21 protein-coding genes are annotated in these 22128 nt (G+C 39.7%); 11 read left to right on the top strand and 10 right to left on the bottom strand.

Annotated elements, in window-relative coordinates:
- Window positions 1–86 precede the first annotated feature (86 nt).
- From rplY to folC, 4 genes are all read left to right on the top strand, one after another.
- On the top strand, window positions 87–374 hold the full coding sequence (rplY, locus tag DPV81_RS01645) for a 50S ribosomal protein L25 (protein ID WP_005698823.1): 288 nt from the start codon (window positions 87–89) through the stop codon (window positions 372–374).
- A 103-nt stretch (window positions 375–477) separates the two neighbouring features.
- Window positions 478–1272: a tRNA pseudouridine(38-40) synthase TruA gene (gene truA, locus DPV81_RS01640; RefSeq protein WP_111386395.1), complete on the top strand. Its 795-nt coding sequence runs from the start codon at window positions 478–480 to the stop codon at window positions 1270–1272.
- 65 nt (window positions 1273–1337) lie between these two features.
- The gene (gene accD / locus DPV81_RS01635) at window positions 1338–2228 is read left to right on the top strand and encodes an acetyl-CoA carboxylase, carboxyltransferase subunit beta (protein ID WP_049381001.1); all 891 of its coding nucleotides are present in this window, start codon (window positions 1338–1340) and stop codon (window positions 2226–2228) included.
- Between the two features lie 4 nt (window positions 2229–2232).
- Entirely contained in the window at window positions 2233–3537 is a 1305-nt protein-coding gene (folC, locus tag DPV81_RS01630; RefSeq protein WP_111386594.1) for a bifunctional tetrahydrofolate synthase/dihydrofolate synthase, read from the top strand.
- 47 nt (window positions 3538–3584) lie between these two features.
- Here folC and DPV81_RS01625 read toward each other — a convergent pair whose 3' ends face one another.
- Window positions 3585–4469, bottom strand: a complete 885-nt coding sequence (locus DPV81_RS01625; protein ID WP_111386393.1) for a TIGR01777 family oxidoreductase — start codon at window positions 4467–4469, stop codon at window positions 3585–3587.
- Entirely contained in the window at window positions 4469–4924 is a 456-nt protein-coding gene (gene argR, locus DPV81_RS01620; RefSeq protein WP_111386391.1) for a transcriptional regulator ArgR, read from the bottom strand. Before argR ends, DPV81_RS01625 begins: the two co-directional genes overlap by 1 nt.
- A 186-nt stretch (window positions 4925–5110) precedes the next feature.
- Between argR and mdh the strand changes: the two genes are divergently transcribed.
- Window positions 5111–6046: a malate dehydrogenase gene (gene mdh / locus DPV81_RS01615; RefSeq protein WP_111386389.1), complete on the top strand. Its 936-nt coding sequence runs from the start codon at window positions 5111–5113 to the stop codon at window positions 6044–6046.
- Between the two features lie 322 nt (window positions 6047–6368).
- On the opposite strand, the gene DPV81_RS01610 is transcribed toward mdh, so the two are convergent.
- The 7 genes from DPV81_RS01610 to DPV81_RS01580 form a co-directional block, all read right to left on the bottom strand.
- Complete coding sequence (locus DPV81_RS01610) at window positions 6369–7316, bottom strand: ribose-phosphate pyrophosphokinase (RefSeq protein ID WP_005698775.1); 948 nt, start codon at window positions 7314–7316, stop codon at window positions 6369–6371.
- Between the two features lies 1 nt (window position 7317).
- A complete protein-coding gene (gene ispE / locus DPV81_RS01605) occupies window positions 7318–8241 on the bottom strand; it encodes a 4-(cytidine 5'-diphospho)-2-C-methyl-D-erythritol kinase (RefSeq protein ID WP_111386387.1) in 924 nt (307 codons plus the stop codon).
- Window positions 8241–8864, bottom strand: coding sequence for a lipoprotein insertase outer membrane protein LolB (gene lolB, locus DPV81_RS01600; protein WP_111386385.1), 624 nt, complete (start codon window positions 8862–8864; stop codon window positions 8241–8243). Before lolB ends, ispE begins: the two co-directional genes overlap by 1 nt.
- A gap of 64 nt (window positions 8865–8928) precedes the next feature.
- A complete protein-coding gene (locus DPV81_RS01595; protein WP_111386383.1) occupies window positions 8929–10173 on the bottom strand; it encodes a multifunctional CCA addition/repair protein in 1245 nt (414 codons plus the stop codon).
- Between the two features lie 61 nt (window positions 10174–10234).
- Window positions 10235–10843 (bottom strand): TIGR04211 family SH3 domain-containing protein, encoded by a 609-nt coding sequence (locus DPV81_RS01590; protein WP_111386381.1) that lies wholly within the window; start codon window positions 10841–10843, stop codon window positions 10235–10237.
- Window positions 10844–10917: 74 nt separating this feature from the next.
- Window positions 10918–12180: an inorganic phosphate transporter gene (locus DPV81_RS01585; RefSeq protein ID WP_111386379.1), complete on the bottom strand. Its 1263-nt coding sequence runs from the start codon at window positions 12178–12180 to the stop codon at window positions 10918–10920.
- 35 nt (window positions 12181–12215) lie between these two features.
- Window positions 12216–12896, bottom strand: coding sequence for a TIGR00153 family protein (locus DPV81_RS01580; RefSeq protein ID WP_049365956.1), 681 nt, complete (start codon window positions 12894–12896; stop codon window positions 12216–12218).
- A gap of 138 nt (window positions 12897–13034) precedes the next feature.
- Between DPV81_RS01580 and DPV81_RS01575 the strand changes: the two genes are divergently transcribed.
- The 6 genes from DPV81_RS01575 to DPV81_RS01550 all read left to right on the top strand — a co-directional run bounded on the left by DPV81_RS01575 (window position 13035) and on the right by DPV81_RS01550 (window position 20874).
- Complete coding sequence (locus DPV81_RS01575; RefSeq protein ID WP_111386377.1) at window positions 13035–14057, top strand: CYTH domain-containing protein; 1023 nt, start codon at window positions 13035–13037, stop codon at window positions 14055–14057.
- Between the two features lie 26 nt (window positions 14058–14083).
- On the top strand, window positions 14084–15463 hold the full coding sequence (radA, locus tag DPV81_RS01570) for a DNA repair protein RadA (RefSeq protein ID WP_049368973.1): 1380 nt from the start codon (window positions 14084–14086) through the stop codon (window positions 15461–15463).
- Between the two features lie 82 nt (window positions 15464–15545).
- Window positions 15546–16025 (top strand): leucine-responsive transcriptional regulator Lrp, encoded by a 480-nt coding sequence (gene lrp / locus DPV81_RS01565; RefSeq protein WP_005695827.1) that lies wholly within the window; start codon window positions 15546–15548, stop codon window positions 16023–16025.
- Between the two features lie 2 nt (window positions 16026–16027).
- Window positions 16028–18817, top strand: a complete 2790-nt coding sequence (locus DPV81_RS01560) for a DNA translocase FtsK (RefSeq protein WP_111386375.1) — start codon at window positions 16028–16030, stop codon at window positions 18815–18817.
- Between the two features lie 36 nt (window positions 18818–18853).
- Window positions 18854–19480, top strand: a complete 627-nt coding sequence (gene lolA, locus DPV81_RS01555; RefSeq protein WP_049365952.1) for an outer membrane lipoprotein periplasmic chaperone LolA — start codon at window positions 18854–18856, stop codon at window positions 19478–19480.
- A 53-nt stretch (window positions 19481–19533) separates the two neighbouring features.
- Entirely contained in the window at window positions 19534–20874 is a 1341-nt protein-coding gene (locus tag DPV81_RS01550) for a replication-associated recombination protein A (protein ID WP_111386373.1), read from the top strand.
- A 74-nt stretch (window positions 20875–20948) separates the two neighbouring features.
- Here DPV81_RS01550 and DPV81_RS01545 read toward each other — a convergent pair whose 3' ends face one another.
- Window positions 20949–22031 (bottom strand): extracellular solute-binding protein, encoded by a 1083-nt coding sequence (locus DPV81_RS01545; RefSeq protein WP_005698550.1) that lies wholly within the window; start codon window positions 22029–22031, stop codon window positions 20949–20951.
- Between the last annotated feature and the right edge of the window lie 97 nt (window positions 22032–22128).

Genomic DNA, 22128 nt, shown 5'->3' with positions numbered 1-22128 from the left:
CAAAGTTTGTCTTTGAGCAAATTTAGGAAAATTGCTGGGTCGCCTGCAATTTTTTATTTTAAACTTTTAATCAAGAGAACATTAAAATGGCATTTAAATTTAACGCTGAAGTTCGTCAAGCGCAAGGTAAGGGTGCGAGCCGCCGCCTGCGTCACAACGGTCAAATCCCTGCAATCATTTATGGTGGCAGCGAAGCACCTGTTTCAATCATCTTAAATCACGATGAATTAAACAACGCACAAGCTCACGATTCTTTCTATAGCGATGTAATCACTTTAGTGGTTGAAGGTAAAGAAGTTGCAGTGAAAGTTCAAGCAATGCAACGTCACCCATTCAAACCAAAATTGGTTCACATTGACTTCAAACGTGCTTAATTTTTAGCTTGTGATAAGAACACCAATAATGATGAGTTATTGGTGTTTTTTCTTTTCGGGCAAAGTGCGGTCAAATTTGAAATCGTTTTAGGAGTATTTTTCAATGAAGATAGCCTTAGGTATTGAATATAACGGAAAACAATATTGTGGCTGGCAGCGACAAGAGAAAGTGCGCAGTGTGCAAGAAGAATTAGAAAAAGCGTTATCTTTTGTGGCAAATGAAAAAATTGAAGTGTTTTGTGCGGGCAGAACAGACTCTGGTGTTCATGGCACAGGACAAGTGGTGCATTTTGAAACTACAGCAGTTCGCCCCGAAAAAGCATGGGCATTTGGCACGAATGCGAATTTGCCTGATGACATTTCAGTGAGTTGGGCAAAAGTGGTGGATGATGAATTTCACGCCCGTTTTTCGGCAACCGCGCGTCGTTATCGTTATATCTTGTATTGCAATAAATTACGTTCAGCCATTTTGCCGGAAGGGATTACTCATTGCCATTTAGAGTTAGACGAAAAGAAAATGCACCAAGCGGGGCAGTTCTTATTGGGGGAAAATGATTTTTCCTCTTTCCGCGCGGCACAATGTCAATCGAATACCCCTTGGCGAAATGTGCATCATTTAAATGTGGTGCGAAAAGGGCAGTACGTTATTGTAGATATTCAAGCCAATGCCTTTGTGCATCATATGGTACGCAACATTGTGGGAAGCCTGATTGAAGTCGGCGCAGGCAATCAACCCGTTGAGTGGATGAAATGGTTGTTAGAGCAAAAAGATCGTAAATTGGCCGCGCCAACAGCGAAACCAGAAGGGCTGTATTTAGTTAATGTGATTTACCCTGAAAAATTTGCGATTCCACAGAAAAATTTAGGGCCATTGTTTTTAGAAGATAATCTCATCTGACTAGCAAATTTCGCTAAATTATGATTAAATACGCAAACTTTTCTAGTTAATAAAAAAGGTAAAAAATGAGCTGGATTGATAGAATTTTTAGCAAAGGAACCTCTTCCTCTGCATCACGTAAAGCTAACGTACCAGAAGGGGTTTGGACAAAATGTACCTCTTGTGAACAAGTGCTTTACGGTGAAGAAGTAAAACGTAATTTATATGTTTGTCCAAAATGCGGTCATCATATGCGTATTGATGCTCGTGAGCGCCTTTTAGCCTTGTTAGATGAAGGTTCAAGCCAAGAACTATCGGCTGATTTAGAACCAAAAGATATTCTTAAATTTAAAGATTTAAAAAAATATAAAGATCGTATTTCTGCAGCTCAAAAAGAAACGGGCGAAAAAGATGCATTAATCACAATGACAGGTACACTTTACAATATGCCTATTGTTGTTGCTGCTTCAAACTTTAGCTTCATGGGCGGCTCAATGGGATCGGTTGTGGGTGCAAAATTTGTGAAAGCGGCAGAAAAAGCAATGGAATTAAATTGTCCGTTTGTTTGTTTCTCTGCAAGTGGTGGTGCACGTATGCAAGAAGCACTTTTCTCCTTAATGCAAATGGCGAAAACCAGTGCGGTGTTAGCAAAAATGCGTGAAAAAGGTGTGCCGTTTATTTCGGTATTAACCGACCCAACATTAGGTGGGGTATCTGCAAGTTTTGCCATGTTAGGTGATGTGAACATCGCTGAGCCAAAAGCATTAATTGGTTTTGCAGGCCCACGTGTTATCGAACAAACTGTACGTGAGAAATTACCGGAAGGCTTCCAACGTAGTGAATTCTTACTTGAGAAAGGGGCGATTGATATGATCGTGAAACGTTCAGAAATGCGTTCAACCCTAGGAAACCTTTTAAGCAAACTCACCAATCAACCTTCACCTTTTGTTGAAGTAGAAGTTGTTGAAAATGCCTAATACAATGAATTTAAAAGCCACTTCGCCACTCGCTGAGTGGCTTTCTTATTTGGAAAACAGTCACTTCAAAGCGATTGATTTAGGGCTAGAGCGTATTAAGTTAGTGGCAGAGGAACTGGACCTTTTGGACCCCGCACCTTATGTGATCACGGTAGGGGGCACAAATGGCAAAGGCACGACTTGCCGTTTGCTCGAAACCATTTTGTTAAATCACGGTTTGCGTGTGGGAGTGTATTCTTCCCCTCATTTATTGTGTTATAACGAGCGGGTTCGTATTCAAAATCAAGACTTACCGGATGAAATGCATACTGCTTCTTTTGATTTCATCGAAAAGCATAAAACGCAATCCCTCACTTATTTTGAATTTAGCACATTGTCGGCTTTGCATTTATTTAAACAAGCGAAACTTGATGTCGTCATTCTAGAAGTGGGGCTTGGTGGGCGTTTGGACGCAACCAATATTGTCGATAATGATCTGGCCGTTATCACCAGTATCGATATTGATCATACGGATTTTCTAGGTTCAACACGTGAAGAAATTAGCTTTGAAAAAGCAGGTATTTTCCGTGCGAATAAACCTGTTGTGATTGGCGAACTAAATGTCCCGCAACCTATGTTAGAACAAGCGGAGAAATTACATTGCCACGTTTCACGTCGAGATGTTACTTGGTCGTTTAAAGCCAATGAGCAAACTTGGATGTGGCAGAGCAACAAAGTGCGGTTAGAAAATTTGCCGTTTTGCCAAATTCCATTAGCCAATGCCGCAACCGCTTTGGCGGCTGTTGAGCAATTACCTTTTGATATTTCTGTCGAGACCATTAAACGTTCATTAATTGAAGTGGAATTAGTTGGTCGTTTCCAACAATTGAAAGGTAATCAGCTAGAAAAACTGGCAGAACGCTTGAATATCCCTTATTCACAGTTACCAAAAGTGATCATCGATGTGGGGCATAATCCCCATGCGGCAAAATATTTAGCCGAAAAATTGACCGCACTTAAAGCACAAATATCAGGTCGCATCATTGCTGTTTGCGGTATGCTGAAAGATAAAGATGCGGAGTCGGTGTTTAATCAACTGACATCTGTTATTGACCAATGGTATTGTGTCACATTAGGCGGTTACCGTGGTCAATCTGGCGATGATCTAAATGCAAAATTAACAACAGTTTGCCCATCAGCAAAAAGTGTTTCTGAAGATTCTGTAGCTGAAGGTGTGCAAAGTGCAGTTAAAAATGCCGATAAAAATGACATTGTGCTGGTATTTGGATCCTTCCACACCGTAGGGGAATTTTTAGAATATTTAGCTTAATGGCGATGAAAAATATTAAAGGCTGGTTTTGACCAGCCTTTTGTTTTTTAAAGTATTTTGTGAAAGTAATCACTTAATTCTGAGTATTGGAATGTAAATCCGCAATCTAACAAATGTTTTGGATAGGCATTCTGACTGTCTAATAGAATGCAAGCGCGTTCACCGAGAAGAGAAGTGAGTAAAAATTGAGGCACTTGAGCAAAACAAGGTCGATGTAGTGCTTGACCTAATAATTGGTTGAATGTCTTGTTTTTAACAGGATGTGGCGCAGTAAAATTAAATGCACCTTCACAATCATTATGGTCAAGTAAGAAGAGAAGGCCTTCTACCATGTCCTCTAACGCAATCCAACTCCAATATTGCTCGCCATTCCCTAATTTGCCGCCTAATCCAAAGCGATAGAGCGGTAGAATTTTAGCAAAAGCGTCGCCTTTTGGAGAAAGCACCAATCCTGTTCTCACTAAACAGACTCTTGTGTTGGTTTGTTTAGCTGCATTTTCCCAATCAATACAAAGTTGTGCGGTAAATTGACTACCTGGAGGAGTGCCTTCAGTGATCTGGTCTTCGCCACAGTTTCCATAAATTCCGGTGGCTGAACCTGAAATCAATACAGGCGGATGTTCACTTTGGTTAATGAGTTGAACAATCTGTTGGGTTAAATCAATACGACTGTGAAGCAGTTTCTCTTTTTGTTGAACAGTCCATCTTTTATCGAAGATAGGCTCACCGGCAAGATTTATGACAGCATCAAAGCCATTCAAATCTTTGAGTGTTGAAAGTGCGGTCAAAAATTGTGGTGTTTTTTCAGGAAAAATAATTTGGGCTTTTTCAATAGAGCGAGTTAATACGGTAACGCTATCGCCACGTGAAAGTAGCGATTCAACTAAGGGTTTCCCAACAAATCCCGTTCCACCGGTCACTAAGATATTCATTATAGATTGCTTTCAAAGAGCGTTTGAATTTGTCCTAAAAGCGATTTGATTGTTGTCTCTTTTGTTGGTGTCACAAAAATAGTGTCATCTCCTGCAATCGTGCCTAAAATGCCTTCGGGTTTACCAATGGAATCCAATAAGCGAGCAATCAACTGTGCCGCACCTGGAGAGGTTTTAATGACGATAACAAAATCATTATGATCAATATCTAAAACCAGATTTTTCAATGGACTGCTGGTGGCGGGTACACTTAATTCGCTTGGTAAGCAATACACCATTTCCATTTTCGTATTTCTCGCACGAACTGCACCAAATTTACTTAGCATGCGTGAAACTTTAGACTGGTTAATGCTTTGAAATCCTTGGTTTTTTAAGGCGTCAACAATTTCACTCTGAGAAGCAAATCGTTCTTGATGGAGCAGTTCTTTAAATGCTTTTGTTAATTGATCTGACATAGTTATTCTCATATAGGGGAATTTGCATAAGAATTGCATAAAAATTCATTTTAAGCAATTAAAATAAATTTACAGTTTGAAAAGTTTGAGCTAGATCGCATTATTGAATTTCTCTGTTTGTAATTTAATGACTAAGACTTTAAAATTCTACCTAGTTAGGATTAATTAATACATGAGGAGTATTTTATGAAAGTTGCAGTATTAGGCGCAGCAGGCGGTATTGGTCAAGCATTAGCCTTATTACTTAAATTACAATTACCCGCTGAAAGTGAATTAGCACTTTATGATATTGCACCAGTGACACCAGGTGTGGCTAAAGATGTGAGTCATATTCCAACAGCGGTGAAAGTAGAAGGTTTTGCGGGAGAAGATCCAACACCTGCACTTAAAGGTGCTGATGTCGTTTTAATTTCTGCAGGGGTTGCACGTAAACCGGGTATGGATCGTTCAGATCTTTTCAACATCAATGCGGGTATCGTGCGTAACTTAATTGAACATGTTGCAAAAACTTGTCCAAAAGCTTGTGTAGGTATTATCACCAACCCTGTGAACACGACTGTTGCGATTGCTGCAGAAGTATTGAAAAAAGCGGGTGTTTACGACAAGCGTAAATTATTCGGTGTCACTACTTTAGACGTGTTACGTTCTGAAACATTCGTATCTGAATTAAAAGGCTTAAATGTTTCTCGTACAAGCGTACCGGTAATTGGCGGCCACTCAGGTGTAACTATTCTTCCATTACTTTCACAAGTTCAATATGCTGAGTGGAAAGAAGAGGAAATTGCACCTTTAACAAAACGTATCCAAAATGCAGGTACTGAAGTGGTTGAAGCAAAAGCAGGTAGCGGTTCTGCGACACTTTCTATGGCTCAAGCTGCAGCACGTTTTGCGCGTTCATTAGTGAAAGGCTTAAGTGGCGAAACTGTGGTTGAATGTACTTATGTGGAAGGTGACGGTAAATATGCACGTTTCTTCGCTCAACCAGTACGTTTAGGTAAAGAAGGTGTAGAAGAAATTTTACCAATCGGTACCTTAAGCAAATTTGAACAAGAAGCTTTAGAAGCAATGTTACCAACATTGCGTGCAGATATTGAATTAGGCGAAAAATTTATTAACGGTTAATTTAATTCTATTTCTAGAGAAGAGGAGCTGTATGCTCCTCTTTTTTTATACAAAAACGATTAAACATAAAAAAGTGAAGAAAAAGCGTGATTTAGCTCACAAATTTGAACATTGCTATTTGCAATATAAAGGACTTTGCCGTATTCTTAAACCACTAAAAACAAGTGCTATTTTTAAATAGCCGACATCTATTTTGCTTTCCGAGTAGTGCCCCAGTGGGGCACTTTTTTTTGCCTTATTTTTAGTCTCAGCATAAAAAAGTGCGGTCAAAAAACACTGGATTTTCTGACCGCACTTTTAAAATGAATGCTAAGCGAAAGAATTATTCAAACATTGCTGAAATAGATTCTTCATTGCTGATACGACGAATTGCTTCAGCAAGCATAGTTGAAAGAGTCAGCACGCGTACTTTACCAAGTGCTTTCATTTCAGGTGAAAGTGGAACGGTATCCGTTACCACGATTTCATCAATGGCATCACTCGCTAAATGTTGTGCAGCTGCGCCAGAGAATACGGCGTGAGTTGCGTAAGCAAATACGCGTTTTGCACCGCGTTCTTTTAATGCTTCAGCCGCTTTACATAATGTACCACCTGTATCAATCATATCATCCACAAGGATACAATCACGATCTGCAACATCCCCGATAATATGCATAACTTGTGATACGTTTGCGCGTGGACGACGTTTATCGATAATCGCCATCTCTGTATCATTTAATAATTTCGCAACTGCACGAGCACGAACAACACCACCGATATCTGGAGAAACAACGATAGGATTGACAAGATCCGTTTTCTTCAAGATGTCATCAAGTAAAACTGGTGAACCGAATACGTTATCAACAGGTACATCAAAGAAACCTTGGATTTGCTCTGCGTGTAAGTCACAAGTTAATACGCGGTCAATCCCTACAGTTGAAAGTAAATCTGCCACCACTTTTGCAGTGATTGGAACACGAGCAGAACGCACACGACGATCTTGACGAGCATAACCAAAATAAGGAACAACGGCAGTAATACGGCCGGCAGATGCACGACGTAAAGCATCAACCATTACAATCAATTCCATCAGGTTGTCATTCGTTGGTGCACAAGTAGATTGAATAATAAACACGTCTGCACCACGCACATTTTCATTAATTTGCACTTGGATTTCACCATCGCTAAAGCGTCCAACAGTGGCATCGCCTAATGAAATGTAAAGACGTTCAGAAATCTTTTTCGCTAGCTCAGGCGTAGCATTTCCAGCAAAGAGTTTAATGTCTGGCATTTTATATAACCTCAGGTTGAGTGTAGATAGATTGGTTGGTCGAGAGTTGTTTCAACATCACATGTAATGGTGAAACGTTTAATCCTTTAGCAACAAAGCCGAAAAATTCCTTCGGTTTTTGTTGGAAAACAGCTTGTGCTGATTTTTCATCATCAAATTCAGCAAAAACACAAGCCCCGGTTCCGGTTAATCTGGCTGGTGCATATTGTAGCAACCATAGTAGGGCTTTTTCAACTTCAGGATATTGAGTTCGCACGACTTTTTCGCAATCGTTTGCAAATGGTTGATTCAAAAGTTCGGCAAGGGATCTTTTTTCTGTATTGCGAGGCAAATCGGGATCACTAAAGACCATTGCAGTAGAAATCGCAGTCTCGGGTTTTAGTACCACATAATATTTTTCTTGTGGTTCACAGTATTGGATTTTTTCACCTACGCCTTCTGCAAAAGCGGCTTGGCCATGAACAAAGATGGGGACATCTGCACCAAGTTTTAGTCCGAGCTCAGCAAGTTCATCAATGGATAAATGGGTTTGCCATAAATAGTTTAAAGCAAGGAGAGTAGTTGCTGCATTGGATGAACCGCCCCCAATACCACCGCCCATTGGCAGAATTTTATCTAAATGAATTGTTGCGCCGAGTGTACAGCCTGTTTTTTCTTGTAGGAGCGTGGCTGCACGATAGATTAAGTTTTGCTCTAGAGGTAAGCCTGGAATTTCTGGTGTGATGTGGATTTGTTTATCTTGGCGAATATCAATGGTGAGCCAATCGCCAAAATCAAGAAATTGGAAAAGCGTTTGTAATTCGTGGTAGCCGCTTGGCAGTTTACCGTTTATATAGAGAAATAAATTGAGTTTTGCGGGGCTTGGAAAGCGGTTAGGCTTTCCAAGAGAAGTTGAAAGTGCGGTCGAAAAGTGATGTGTTTTCATTAGAACACCCATTCATCCACACGAATTTTTAGGGTTTGCGATGTACTTTTGTTCTTTAACAGAATATTTTCAGGCATCGAATTATCTGCATGATAACTTAAGTAATCGGCTGTCCACATCGAGCCATCAAGTGGGTAGCTAAATTCGGATAAAAGGTGATTCGTTCCAACTTGGTAATCTGCGTTATCCGCTGGCTGACCTTTTAACCAATAAGATAAATGCTCTAATGGCACATCCATTCCGATGATTTCGCGTAATAATAATTTGGCATTTTTATCCGATTGTTGGTTGCCTTTATTATCTGAAATCGTCATCCCGTTTGGATGCATTTCCATAGTTAGTGTCGTTTTGCTAATCAGAGAATAAAGTTTTAACTTATAGGCTTTCGGATTTTGATATTGCCACTCAAAGCGGCTCGAAAAACGCTCTTGTGGACTGATGTAACCAATTTGTCCTTTGGTGCTATAAGATTGAATTTGTTTGATTTTTTTGAGGTGCTGTTGCCACGTAATATCGTTTTTATCGATATGTTGAACATCTGTTGGGCGCTCTGCATCAAGAGTACAAGCGGATAAGATCACACTTGCAAATACAGGTGCTAGAAGAGATTTTAATAATTTCATAACAAAATATTTACTAAAAAATTGCACATATTGTAAGGGTTAGTTTACTTTTAGTAAAGATGGATTAAGCATTTAAGCGTGTTTTCTCTGCTTTCACCGCGGTAATTCTTCGACGCGTTAATTCATCTCGAATACCTTGTTTTTCAAAACCATCTGCAATGACTTGCTGTACATCAACAGCAAGGGCAGCTTGATAAAGCGCTTTGAGATAATCAATTTGGGGATATTCTTTATTTTTAAAGCCCGTTCGTCCGCGAGTATCAGATAAACATACTAATAGAAATTCTTTGAAGCGCTGAGGTTTACGCCAAACATCAAACGTATTAAAGAGTTTCACCACTGTTTCAGGGCGAAGTTCTAAGGCTTTATGTACATGCGTATGATATTCACAAGTTAATTCGGATAATTCTTGAATATAATTAGGCACTCTAAGGCGTTTGCATAATGAGCGAGTTGGTTTAATCCCCGCTTTTTCATGACCATGATGACTTGGCCACATTTCTTTTGGTGTAAAGGCTTTACCTAGATCGTGACAAATTGCTGCAAAACGAACCGCACTTTTATTCAAATTGGTATTTTCTGTGAGTTTAACCGCTTGTTGCAATACGAGCATGGTATGAATAAAACTATCAATTTCAGGATGATATTTGGCTGGATTCGGTACACCGTCTAAGGCGGCAATCTCAGGGAAAAGTATTTTGAGTGCGCCGACTTGATGTAGCGTTTCAAAATAAATTTCAGGATGCTGTTCGTTTAATGCTTTTTCTGTTTCCATCCAAACTCGCTCAGCCGTTAGGTGAGCGAGCTCACCTTGTTCAGTGAGTTCAGCCATTAATTTAAGGGTTTCTTCGGCAATAGAAAAACCTAAATGATGAAAGCGAGCCGCAAAGCGTGCAACACGTAATACACGCAGTGGATCTTCAGCAAAAGCAGGTGAGATATGACGTAAAATACGTTGATGAATATCCTCTACACCATGATAAGGATCGTGCAGCTTGCCATCTTTGTCTTGGGCAATGGCATTAATGGTAAGATCTCGGCGAATTAAATCTTGTTCAAGCGTAATCTCATCTGAAAAATCACAAATAAATCCGGTGTAACCTTTACCTGATTTTTGTTCTGTACGAGCAAGTGCATATTCTTCATGGTTTTCAGGATTGAGAAAAACGGGGAAGTCTTTGCCAACTTGTTGGTAACCTTGAGTTAACAACATTTCTGGTGTAGCGCCCACGACAACCCAGTCACGATCTTTAATCGGCAAACCTAAAAGTTGATCACGTACTGCACCGCCGACAAGATAAATTTCCATTTTGCTCTCCCGTCAAAATATAAAGAAAAGGTAGGCAAATGCCTACCTCAACGATGAATCATTACCAGTTATCACGGCGTTTACGTCTAGGTAAAATGTGAGGTAACACGAGACCTATTAACAAACCTACGCCTAACACAGAACCACCATAAATAAACCATTGAATTGCAATTTCGCGTTTATTAGCATCAAGCATCGCTTCTAAATCACGATTTTTGTTTTTCGTCATTTCTAATTCACGTTTAAGTTGTGAATTTTGTTCAAGCAATTCACTGCTTTGTTGTTCCGCTTGTTTACTACGGCGTTGAATTTCGTTTGTACGTTGTTGCCAATCTGAATCGACGCGATTCAGTTTTAACGTTAATTCTTGTACCTGTGCTTTTAATTTCGGATTTTCTTCACGGCTACTTGGTGTAGTACTTAGTTCAGAAGTTAAAATCCAAGCTTCACGATTTTTATTATCACGAATTAGGGTGTATTTTCCTTGTTGTTCCAAGACTGTTACCGCTTCGCCAGATTGGATTGCCCCCGCGATCTTAAATTGATCACCTGCACCACGGCGTAAATAGGTGTTCAGATTTTCTGTCACATATTGCGTTTCAGCTTGAACTGTTCCAATGGTTGAGCCCAATAGAACACAAGAAAATAAAAGTTTGCTCACTTTTGACATAATACTTCCTAGATTCATGAACAAAGTGCGGTTGGAAAATGAAATGAAAAATAACCGCACTTTTAATAATTATACTAGTGGAAAATCGCGCGAAGGATGTAGAAAATCACAATCGCAAAGAATGCACCAGCAGGTAACGTTACAACCCATGAACTAATGATGTTACGGATAACCGTTAAGTTAAGCGCTGCAATACCACGTGCGAAACCGATACCTAAGATTGCACCCACTAAAGTTTGTGTAGTAGAGATTGGTAAACCCGTACCCGATGCCACAACAACAGTCATCGCAGTTGCAAATTGTGCAGCAAAACCACGACTTGGGGTTAAATCGGTAATACCTGATCCTACGGTTGCCATCACTTTTTGTCCCATTGCGATAAGACCAACGGCGATACCTAATGCACCTAAAGGTAAAATCCACCAAGCTAAATCACCACCACTGAGGATTTTCCCGCCATTTTGCACGATTGATACTACAGAAGAAAGCGGACCAATTGCGTTAGCTACGTCATTAGACCCATGTGCGAATGCCATTGCACAAGCGGTTAGAAGCATTAAGATACTAAAAATCTTTTCAACCGATCCGAATGATCCTTTTCTTGCTTTTGCAGTAAATGCTTTGCTGCGGAAGTAAAAATGGCAGAAGATCATACCAACAACACTGATAAGCAATGAAATAACGAGCGTTTCATTGTTGGAAAGATTTAAACCAACGTGTTTTAAACCTTTTGCCATGGTAACGATACAAAGTACGAATACGGTAATTGCCATGTAGTAAGGACCGTATTTTTGTGCGTTTTTCAGCGGTTCTTCTGTATCGAAAATGAGTTTCTGGATACTTGCAAAGATGGTATAAGCTAAAAGCCCAGCAATCACCGGGGTGATAAACCAACTTCCCACAATCCCGCCGATAGTAGACCAGTCAACAGAACTTGGGCCAATCGTAATACAAGCAAAACCAATTAAAGCCCCGATGATGGTGTGAGTACCTGAAACGGGCCAACCCATTTTGGTGGCGATAAACAACCAAGCTCCCGATGCAAAGAGAGCAGAAAGCATCCCTAATGCCAATACATCAGGCATCTCGACAAATTGAGTTGGGTCGATCACACCACTTTTGATGGTTTCAGTTACTTCGCCACCAGCTAAATACGCGCCGGCAGATTCAAAAATGAGGGCAATAATAATTGCTTGTTTGGCTGTAATGGTCCCAGAACCAACTGAGGTGCCCATTGAGTTTGATACGTCGTTGGCACCAATACCAAATGCCATAAAAAAACCGAATACCGCAGTAATTAAGACTAACCACGAACCGTATGCATTAATAATTTCCATAGTGATTTCCTATGTTGTAGTTAATGTCGTCAAAATTAGGAACGGGCTAGCATCAATTCGATGCGAGATCCAACACGTTGAGCTTGATCGGCTAATACGCCTACCCATTCGATGATTTTATATAAGAACATCACATCAATAGGGTTATAACGACTTTCAATCGTGTAGAGCATTTTACGCAATTTAATTTGCATTTGATCCGTATCATCTTCAATGCTGTCTAGCTCTTGAATCATATGGTTCACTAACTTTAATTCACGGCCTTTAAAACCGGTTTCAAGTAGTTTATCCATTTCTTCAATCACTAAATGAGCTTGATGAATAGAATCTAAACTACGTTTCACATAGTGCAAAAATTCTTCCTGCATTTCTTCAGGAATTCCAAATTGGCGACCAATCATACGACCAGCAATGTCTTTAGCATAGTTAGCTAATTTGTCTTGTTGGGTAACTAATTCGAGTAAATCGGTACGATCAATGGGTAAAAATAAACCGCGAGGTAATTTCAAACGGATTTCGCGTTTTAAACTATCTGCTTCACGTTCACATTGAGAAATATCTAGACGTGTTTTTTCTGCATCATCCCATTGTTTTACAAAGGTATGTTGGAAGAATGGAATTAATAAATCACAACATTCAGTAACTTTGTCAGAATGTTTCTGCAGTGGTTTTAAAGGAGAATGGGCAAATAATCCGAGAATATTATTCATTGCCATAGGTGTTTTACTCCATAACAAGGGTTAAAATTTCGGTTGCATATTACCTGATTTTATAAGGAAATACACGAAAAAGATCTTGATTTGTATAAAATTATATGTATATTTAAACAGTTAAAATTGATAAGGAAAAATAAAATGAGTAATGAAGTTGAATTAAAGCTTGCAGTTACCTCTGATGCTTTAGATACCTTAAAAACACATCTCAATCAATTCAAAATCTTAGAACAAAATACAGTCTTTCTGGGAAATACCTATTTCGATTATCCGGATCATTTTTTGGCTAAACAAAAAATGGGATTGCGTGTCCGTCAGGAAAATAATGATTTTACCCTCACTTTAAAAACAGATGGAAAAGTGGTTGGCGGATTGCATAGCCGTCCAGAATACAATTTATCTATACCTGATAATTCCGTACCTACAACGGAACAATTAACCTCATTGTATCCATTTGAAAACTTACCTTCCGCTACATTACAACCGATTTTCTCAACAGATTTTAACCGCACTTTTTGGTTAATTGCATTTGGTGCATCAAAAATTGAAGTGGCTTTTGATCAAGGGAAGATTCTGTCTGGGGAGAAAACACAGCCTATCTGTGAAATTGAATTTGAATTAAAAGAAGGGCTTGTTTCAGATCTTTTCCATTTTGTCTCACTTTTACCTTTTGAACAGGATGTTTATTTTAGTTCAGCAAGCAAAGCAAAACGTGGCTATCAATTAGGTAGCAAACCTCTTTTAATTGATTGGTTAAATAAATGGCGTGATTTCTTAAAAGAGGAACGTGAGGGAAGTGCGGTAGATTCTCGCCAGAAATTGAGTGCGGTCATGAAAATGGAACAGCAATTAATTGAAGAAACGCTTTCATTCCCAACAGATGTGTTTGCTTTCGATTTTATGAAAACCGTTGAGCGTGTGGGCGCATTTTTTAACCTTTATCATTATTATGATGACAACAAAGCCTTGTTTGAAAAACTGGAAGAAAGTCAATCAGCTGAGTTATTAGCAAGTAATCAGTTTTTCCTAAATGAAATTAAAGGCTTGATTACCTTTCATAGTGAGACAAAAGATAACGTTCAAACTATTGAAAAGTTAAAAGCATTACTAAAGAGCCGAGCGTATTTTGAAAGAATGCTTGGTTTAATGATGTTGATGGCGTAAAACGGGTTCTCTAAAGGATAGTAAAAATGGCAAAAGCTCCTAAAACCGCTTATGTATGTAATGATTGTGGCGCGGAATTTTCGCGCTGGCAAGGGCAATGTTCTGCCTGTAAAGCATGGAATACGATCAGTGAAGTGCGGCTAATTTCAGCCTCAAATTCCACAAAAAATGATCGTTTTAGCGGGTATGCAGGAGAAACTCGCGCAAAAATCCAAACGCTTTCTGAAATTAGCTTACAAGAAACACCGCGTTTCACCAGTGGATTTAAAGAATTAGATCGCGTGCTAGGTGGCGGGATCGTGCCGGGGAGTGCCATTTTAATTGGTGGTCATCCTGGTGCGGGGAAAAGTACCTTGTTACTTCAAGTGATGTGCGGATTAGCGAAAAATATGACCGCACTTTATGTGACAGGGGAAGAGTCACTTCAACAGGTGGCAATGCGAGCTAATCGCTTGAATCTGCCGACAGATAAATTAAATATGTTATCTGAAACATCTGTTGAGCAAATTTGTAATCTAGCGGATCAGCTGAAACCTCAAATTATTGTAGTAGACTCGATCCAGGTTATGCATCTTTCGGATATTCAATCTTCTCCAGGAAGTGTGGCACAAGTGCGTGAATGTGCCTCTTTTCTGACTCGTTATGCGAAAACCCGACAAGTCGCCATCATTATGGTTGGACACGTCACGAAAGATGGCACCCTTGCAGGTCCAAAAGTATTGGAACATGCCATTGACTGTTCGTTATTACTGGAAGGGGAGGCAGATTCCCGTTTCCGTACGTTACGTAGCCATAAAAACCGTTTTGGTGCGGTGAATGAGCTGGGCGTATTTGGTATGACAGAGCAGGGCTTGCGCGAGGTGAAAAATCCATCGGCGATTTTCTTAAGTCGAGGCGATGAACAAACACCAGGTAGTTCCGTGATGGTACTGTGGGAAGGCACTCGTCCGCTTTTAGTCGAAATTCAAGCATTGGTGGATCATTCTATGCTTGCAAATCCGCGTCGTGTGGCGGTGGGGTTAGAGCAAAATCGTTTAGCCTTATTGCTTGCGGTATTGCATCGTCATGGTGGATTACAAATGTCGGATCAAGATGTCTTTGTGAATGTTGTTGGTGGGGTAAAAGTCGGGGAGACAGGGGCAGATCTTGCGTTATTACTTGCATTAATTTCCAGTTTCCGTAATCGACCATTACCACAAGATTTAGTTGTCTTTGGTGAAGTAGGGTTAGCGGGTGAAATTCGCCCGGTGACCAGTGGTCAAGAACGTATTAGTGAAGCGGCAAAACATGGCTTTAAACGTGCGATTGTGCCTTTTGCCAACAAGCCAAAAAGTGCGGTCGAAAATATGGAAGTTTTTACGGTGAAAAAACTCTCTGATGCACTTGCTATTTTGGATAATTTCTAAAAAAACGTTGTCCTATTGTTGTCTGATTACTGAAAGTTTTTGATAAATTAGATAGAATATGCGCCGTACATAAGGAAAGGTTATGGAAAAGAAATTAAATAAAGCGTTGGATAGTATTGATATCAAAATCTTAAATGAATTACAACGCAACGGTAAAATCTCTAATATCGATTTATCAAAGAAAGTGGGGTTATCGCCAACGCCTTGTTTAGAAAGGGTAAAACGCCTAGAAAAACAAGGTGTGATTATGGGCTATCGCGCACTACTAAATCCTGAATTACTGGATGCCCCTTTATTGGTGATCGTTGAAATCACGCTTGTGCGCGGTAAACCAGATGTTTTCGAAGAGTTTAATGCTGCGATTCAAGCGCTTGATGAAATTCTCGAATGTCATTTGGTATCAGGCGATTTCGATTATTTACTCAAAACACGTGTGGCAGATATGGCGGCATATCGAAAATTATTAGGTACTACATTATTGCGCTTACCTGGTGTGAATGACACCCGAACTTATGTCGTCATGGAAGAAGTGAAACAAACTAATTATCTCGTACTAAAATAAAAATGATTAAACGAATTACAAAACGATTTACACCGAAACAATATTTAGCAGAATTATTACTCGGATTGACCGCACTTTTAGGTTTATATTTAATCGTGGCATGGTCAAGCTATACGCCATTAGATAACTCTTGGTCGACGGCAAGCTTTCAAACTGAAACCATTAATAAAGCCGGTGCTTTTGGTGCTTGGTTAATTGATGCGTTTTTTGTTTTTCTCGGCTATGTAGGTCATCTCATTCCGTTTGTCATTTTCATTGTACCGATTTATTTACTGAAAACCAAAGCGGTTCATTCTCTCTCGGCAACTCGAATTGCATTACGTTCCTTTGGCTTTATTGCTCTCATCGTTGGCTTAACCATGATGGCAACGCTGCTGCTTTCAAATACGAACTACTATTTAGCTGGCGGCGTGTTTGGTGGCAGCTTAGTGGTAAATTTATATCCTACGCTCGGTAAGTTTGGCTGTATTTTAGTGGGCTTTATCTGCGCAGTTGTAGGCTTTATTTTCTGTTCTGGTGCATCATTAATTCGTTTAATTGTGAGATTCTACCATTGGCTAACCATGAAAAATCAGCCGGCAGAAGAGGAGCATGCAGAGCATACTTCTGTAGATGATCTTGAACAAATTGTGATTGAGGCACCTCAACAACTCGCTTTTTCTGATTCTCAATTGGAAACAGAATCAGCAGAAGATAAAAAAGAGGATGAGTCTGAAAATACCTTTGTTAAGCCTGAGCAGCTAATTAATATCAGTGGGTTATCCTCTCCGAGTGTTTCAGAACCTGCAGATGTTGAAAAATTAGAAGATAAGTTTAAAGGTTTCACGGTTGAATCTGATAATTTACCGAATGTGTCTATCTCTGCCAATTCTTCCGTTGAATTACCGACAAAAGAAGATTTTTCAGCAACATGGAAAAATCCGCAAGTGAATCATCAAAGTGTGGACGAATCAGATGACATTTTTGAAGAAAATGTGATGCCAAAAGTATCACTTAAAACGCCTGAAAATACGACCGCACTTTATCCAACTTATGATGAACCTTTAGAATCAGAAAATGATGGTTTAGAAGATGAATTAGCACGTCAGTTTGCCGCACAAGAACAAGCGCGTTTGCAAGAAATGGAAGTGCGAGCAAAAGCTGCGAATGCTGAAGATGCATTAAAAGTGATCTTAAATGAACCGGCAGTTTCAGCACCTAAAGCGCGTGAAATTCATATTGAGAATGCAACTGAAACAACCTATAAGCCGTATTCTGATACGCTTATTCACCCAGCATTCCAACAACCAACGAATAAACGTGAAAAACCAACGACACCATTACCAAGTTTAGATTTACTTGAGCATCGCCCTACACAGGCTCAAGATATTACGCGTGAAGAAATTTTAGACACATCCGCACGTATAGAACAACAATTGAAGAATTTTAATGTCAAAGCAACGGTACAAGATGTGTTAGTAGGGCCAGTGGTGACTCGCTATGAACTTGAATTACAGCCGGGTGTAAAAGCATCCAAAGTAACAAGCATTGATACCGATTTAGCACGTGCGTTGATGTTCCGTGCGATCCGTGTGGCGGAAGTGATTCCAGGTAAACCTTATATTGGTATTGAAACACCGAATGCTCACCGTCAAATAGTGCCATTGCGTGATGTGCTCGACAGTAATGAATTCCGTTCCTCAACATCATTGCTTTCAATGGCTTTGGGGAAAGATATTAGCGGAAAACCTGTTGTAGTTGATTTGGCTAAAATGCCTCACTTACTTGTTGCGGGTTCAACAGGTTCAGGTAAGTCTGTTGGTGTGAACACCATGATTTTAAGCTTGCTTTTCCGTGTAACACCGGATCAAGTGAAATTTATTATGATAGACCCGAAAGTGGTTGAGCTTTCTATTTATAACGATATCCCACACTTGCTTACCCCAGTGGTAACGGATATGAAAAAAGCGGCAAATGCACTGCGTTGGTGCGTAGAAGAAATGGAACGCCGCTATCAATTGTTGTCAGCCTTACGTGTGCGTAACATTGAAGGGTATAACGAAAAAATTGAAGAATATGAAAAACTCAATATGCCAATTCCAAACCCAATTTGGAAGCCTGGCGATACAATGGATAAGATGCCGCCTCCATTAGAAAAATTGAGTTATATTGTTGTGATCGTTGATGAGTTTGCGGACTTAATGATGGTTGCGGGTAAACAAATTGAAGAGTTAATTGCGCGCTTAGCACAAAAAGCTCGTGCAATTGGTATTCACTTGATTTTAGCCACACAACGCCCATCAGTAGATGTAATCACAGGTTTGATTAAGGCTAATATTCCAAGCCGTATCGCCTTTACTGTAGCAAGTAAAATTGACTCTAGAACGATTCTGGATCAGGGCGGTGCAGAGGCCTTATTGGGTCGTGGTGACATGTTATATTCAGGCCAAGGTTCTTCGGATCTCGTTCGTGTACACGGTGCCTTTATGAGTGATGATGAGGTAGCACGTGTGGCAGACGATTGGCGTGCACGTGGTAAACCGAATTATATTGATGGCATTTTAGATGGCGCGGATGATGAAGACTCAGGTGAAAAATCAACGACAAGTAGTGGCGATCTTGATGCATTATTTGATGACGTCGTTGAGTTTGTCTTAAGCACAGGCAATACATCGACTTCTTATGTTCAACGTAAATTTAGTGTTGGGTTTAACCGAGCAGCTCGAATTATGGATCAGCTTGAAGAACAAGGCATTTTAGGCCCAATGAAAAATGGAAAACGAGAAATTTTAGCTCGACGTTCCGAATATTAATTCTCTTAAGTTTCACTTTACAAAAAGGAAAGTAGAATGAAAAAAACATTATTAAAAATGACCGCACTTACTGCACTGTTGAGTGCGAGTAGTTTTGCTTTTGCGGATGCGGCAGATGAGCTACAAAATCGCTTAAATCAAGTGACAGTATTGAGTGCTGATTTTGCTCAAACTGTGACCTCTGTTGGCGGTAAAAACGTCCAACAAGGAAGTGGAAAACTTCAAATTAAACGTCCAAATCTTTTCCGTATGGATACCAAATCACCACAAGAAACACAAATTATTGCAGATGGTAAAACCCTTTGGTATTACGATCCATTCGTGCAACAAGTTACCGCTCAATGGGTGAAAGATGCTGTCAATAATACACCTTTCGTACTTTTAACCAGTAATGATAAAAGCCACTGGAATCAATATTCAGTGACACAGAATGCGGATACCTTTGTGTTAAAACCAAAGGCAAAAAATAGCAATATTAAACAATTTGATATTCGTGTCGATGCAAATGGTGTGTTAAAAAATTTCAGCACTACAGAAAAAGATGGTCAAACCAATCTTTATGTATTGCGCAACATTACAAACCAAACCTTAGCGGATAGCTTATTCCAATTTAGCGTACCGAAAGGTGTAGAATTGGATGACCAACGTAAAGGTAAAAAATAATCCATAAGGTGTGAATGATAATTTTCACACCTTTTGCTTATTAAGGAAAGAATATGTCTAATCTTAATTTTGATTTTGCTGAAAATGACTTTCGCCCTTTAGCTGCCCGTATGCGACCAACTAATTTGGAGCAATATTATGGGCAGACGCATTTAATTGGGGAAGGAAAGCCGCTTCGTAAAGCAATTCAAGCGGGGCATGTTCATTCTATGATTCTGTGGGGACCGCCGGGTACAGGTAAAACAACACTGGCGGAAATTATTGCTCATCGTATCAATGCAGAAGTTGAACGAATTTCCGCGGTAACAAGCGGTGTGAAAGAAATTCGAGAATCAATTGAGCGAGCGAAACAAAATCGACTTGCAGATCGCCAAACGATTTTATTTGTGGATGAAGTACATCGCTTTAACAAAAGCCAACAAGATGCATTTTTGCCACATATTGAAGATGGTACGATTATTTTTATTGGTGCGACAACGGAAAATCCTTCCTTTGAATTAAATAATGCATTGCTTTCTCGTGCGAGAGTTTATCTACTCAAATCATTGACAGTTACTGAAGTCGAACAAGTTCTAAAACAGGCGATTTCTGAACCTGAGCGAGGATTAGGTAAAGAGCGGTTAGTTTTAGAAGAGAATTTGCTACAGGTATTAGCCGAATATGTGAATGGTGATGCGCGCTTGGCTTTAAATTGTCTTGAATTGATGGTGGATATGGCTTCTGAAACAGAAAACGGTAAAAAATTAGACCGCACTTTGTTGAAAGAAGTATTAGGTGAGAGACAAGCGCGTTTTGATAAACAAGGTGATCGCTTCTATGATTTGATTTCTGCTTTACATAAATCCATTCGTGGCTCGGCAGCCGATGCTGCACTTTATTGGTATGCACGAATTATTACCGCAGGTGGCGATCCTCTTTATGTTGCAAGACGTTTATTAGCGATTGCCTCAGAAGATGTCGGCAATGCTGATCCTCGCGCAATGCAAGTGGCTCTCGCAGCTTGGGATTGTTTTACGAGAGTGGGCGCCTATGAAGGAGAACGGGCTATTGCGCAAGCCATTATTTATTTAGCGGTAGCACCGAAGAGTAATGCGGTTTATAAAGCATTTAATGCTGCCAAACAGCATGCGAAAGCGTTTCCTGATTTTGATGTGCCACCTCATTTACGTAATGCGCCAACGGCTTTAATGAAAGAATTAGGCTATGGCGCTGAATATCGTTATGCTCATGATGAACCTAATGCTTATGCCGCTGGGGAAAATTACTTTCCACCGGAACTGAAAGATACCCAGTATTATTTCCCAACTAATCGAGGGATGGAAATTCAAATTAAAGAAAAACTTGAACGTTTACAAGAGCAAGATAAAAACGCATCCAAAAAACGCTATAAATAGTTTCTTCGAAAATGGTAAATATAAAAAAGTGCGGTCAAATTTGACCGCACTTTTTGTTATCACTTAAAAGCGCATTATTTTGCTGCTTTTAACTCTTGGTAATACTGTTCATAATATTGAATCGCATCACCTACATCATCTTGCCAGTAGCTTTTTTGAAGAATTTCTGCTGGTGGATAGATAGATGGATCTTCTGTAATTTCTTTTGGAAGTACTTTTTTCGCTTCAAGGTTAGCTGTTGGGTAACCGATCGCTAAAGTCAATTTCTCCGCTGCTTTTGCACCTAACAAGTAGTTAATTAACTTGTGTGCACCATCTGGGTTTTTAGAGGTTTTAGGAATCGCTAAAGTATCAACCCAAAGAACAGGACCTTCTTTTGGGAACACCATATTTAATGGCGCTTGTTCTTTTTTCGCGATACGTACAGAACCATTCCATAATTGACCTAATTCTACTTCACCAGAGATGAAAGAGTTTGCAGGGTTATCAGAATTGAAAGAAAGTACGTTTGGACGTAATTTCAATAACTCTTCATAAGCTTGCTTGATAATTGCTGGATCTTTGGTATTTGGATCTTGACCAATTTTTAATAACGCAATATTGAATACTTCACGCGCATCATCCAATAATTGGATTTTGTTTGCATATTCAGGTTTCCAGAAATCACCCCAAGAAGTGAAGTCAGAACCTTTATAGGTATTGGTATTAAATGCAATACCTGGCGCACCTAACAACTGAGGAAGTGAGTATTTATTGCCTTTGTCATAAGGTTTGTTGAGCCAATCAGGGTCTAATTCTTTGATAACAGGTAATTTACTGTGATCTAATTCTTGTAGCATACCTTCGCGTGCCATTTTAGATACAAAGTAGTTAGATGGAGCAATAACATCATAACCGCCTGCATCACCTTGGGTTTTCATTTTAGCATACATCGTCTCATTGGATTCAAGACTTGCTACGATAACTTTGATACCAGTTTCTTTTGTGAAGTCATCTAAAAGGCCATCTGGTACGTATTCAGTCCAAGTATATAAGTACACAGTATCATTTGCTGGAGCCTGTGCTTTTGTTGCATCAGACTTGGCTTCTTTGTCGTTACAAGCAGTTAATGTAGCGGCAACTAAACCGGCAGTAAGCAAACCTGCAAATTTTTTCATTTTTCTTTGTTCTCCGTAAAAGAGGGGTAAAAAACCACCTGCATTAATGCAGGTATAAAAAAACGCCTTGATTGTGCGTCAAGGCGTATTTTATTTG

This window comes from Haemophilus parainfluenzae (assembly GCF_003252795.1).
In the GTDB taxonomy this organism is placed as follows: domain Bacteria; phylum Pseudomonadota; class Gammaproteobacteria; order Enterobacterales; family Pasteurellaceae; genus Haemophilus_D; species Haemophilus_D parainfluenzae_K.
Note: the sequence above shows the minus strand (reverse complement) of the source record. Positions and strands in the feature narration are given on the sequence as shown.

What these genes read in the sequence shown, in the direction of transcription:
- lrp (WP_005695827.1), top strand. Translation starts at nt 15,546, where the DNA reads ATGGAAAAGAAATTAAATAAAGCGTTGGATAGTATTGATATCAAAATC.
- ispE (WP_111386387.1), bottom strand. Translation starts at nt 8,241, where the DNA reads ATGAAAACACATCACTTTTCGACCGCACTTTCAACTTCTCTTGGAAAG.
- accD (WP_049381001.1), top strand. Translation starts at nt 1,338, where the DNA reads ATGAGCTGGATTGATAGAATTTTTAGCAAAGGAACCTCTTCCTCTGCA.
- DPV81_RS01560 (WP_111386375.1), top strand. Translation starts at nt 16,028, where the DNA reads ATGATTAAACGAATTACAAAACGATTTACACCGAAACAATATTTAGCA.
- folC (WP_111386594.1), top strand. Translation starts at nt 2,233, where the DNA reads ATGAATTTAAAAGCCACTTCGCCACTCGCTGAGTGGCTTTCTTATTTG.
- lolA (WP_049365952.1), top strand. Translation starts at nt 18,854, where the DNA reads ATGAAAAAAACATTATTAAAAATGACCGCACTTACTGCACTGTTGAGT.
- lolB (WP_111386385.1), bottom strand. Translation starts at nt 8,864, where the DNA reads ATGAAATTATTAAAATCTCTTCTAGCACCTGTATTTGCAAGTGTGATC.
- DPV81_RS01595 (WP_111386383.1), bottom strand. Translation starts at nt 10,173, where the DNA reads ATGGAAATTTATCTTGTCGGCGGTGCAGTACGTGATCAACTTTTAGGT.
- argR (WP_111386391.1), bottom strand. Translation starts at nt 4,924, where the DNA reads ATGTCAGATCAATTAACAAAAGCATTTAAAGAACTGCTCCATCAAGAA.
- DPV81_RS01580 (WP_049365956.1), bottom strand. Translation starts at nt 12,896, where the DNA reads ATGGCAATGAATAATATTCTCGGATTATTTGCCCATTCTCCTTTAAAA.
- DPV81_RS01610 (WP_005698775.1), bottom strand. Translation starts at nt 7,316, where the DNA reads ATGCCAGACATTAAACTCTTTGCTGGAAATGCTACGCCTGAGCTAGCG.
- DPV81_RS01575 (WP_111386377.1), top strand. Translation starts at nt 13,035, where the DNA reads ATGAGTAATGAAGTTGAATTAAAGCTTGCAGTTACCTCTGATGCTTTA.
- truA (WP_111386395.1), top strand. Translation starts at nt 478, where the DNA reads ATGAAGATAGCCTTAGGTATTGAATATAACGGAAAACAATATTGTGGC.
- DPV81_RS01625 (WP_111386393.1), bottom strand. Translation starts at nt 4,469, where the DNA reads ATGAATATCTTAGTGACCGGTGGAACGGGATTTGTTGGGAAACCCTTA.
- DPV81_RS01550 (WP_111386373.1), top strand. Translation starts at nt 19,534, where the DNA reads ATGTCTAATCTTAATTTTGATTTTGCTGAAAATGACTTTCGCCCTTTA.
- radA (WP_049368973.1), top strand. Translation starts at nt 14,084, where the DNA reads ATGGCAAAAGCTCCTAAAACCGCTTATGTATGTAATGATTGTGGCGCG.
- DPV81_RS01585 (WP_111386379.1), bottom strand. Translation starts at nt 12,180, where the DNA reads ATGGAAATTATTAATGCATACGGTTCGTGGTTAGTCTTAATTACTGCG.
- mdh (WP_111386389.1), top strand. Translation starts at nt 5,111, where the DNA reads ATGAAAGTTGCAGTATTAGGCGCAGCAGGCGGTATTGGTCAAGCATTA.
- rplY (WP_005698823.1), top strand. Translation starts at nt 87, where the DNA reads ATGGCATTTAAATTTAACGCTGAAGTTCGTCAAGCGCAAGGTAAGGGT.
- DPV81_RS01590 (WP_111386381.1), bottom strand. Translation starts at nt 10,843, where the DNA reads ATGTCAAAAGTGAGCAAACTTTTATTTTCTTGTGTTCTATTGGGCTCA.
- DPV81_RS01545 (WP_005698550.1), bottom strand. Translation starts at nt 22,031, where the DNA reads ATGAAAAAATTTGCAGGTTTGCTTACTGCCGGTTTAGTTGCCGCTACA.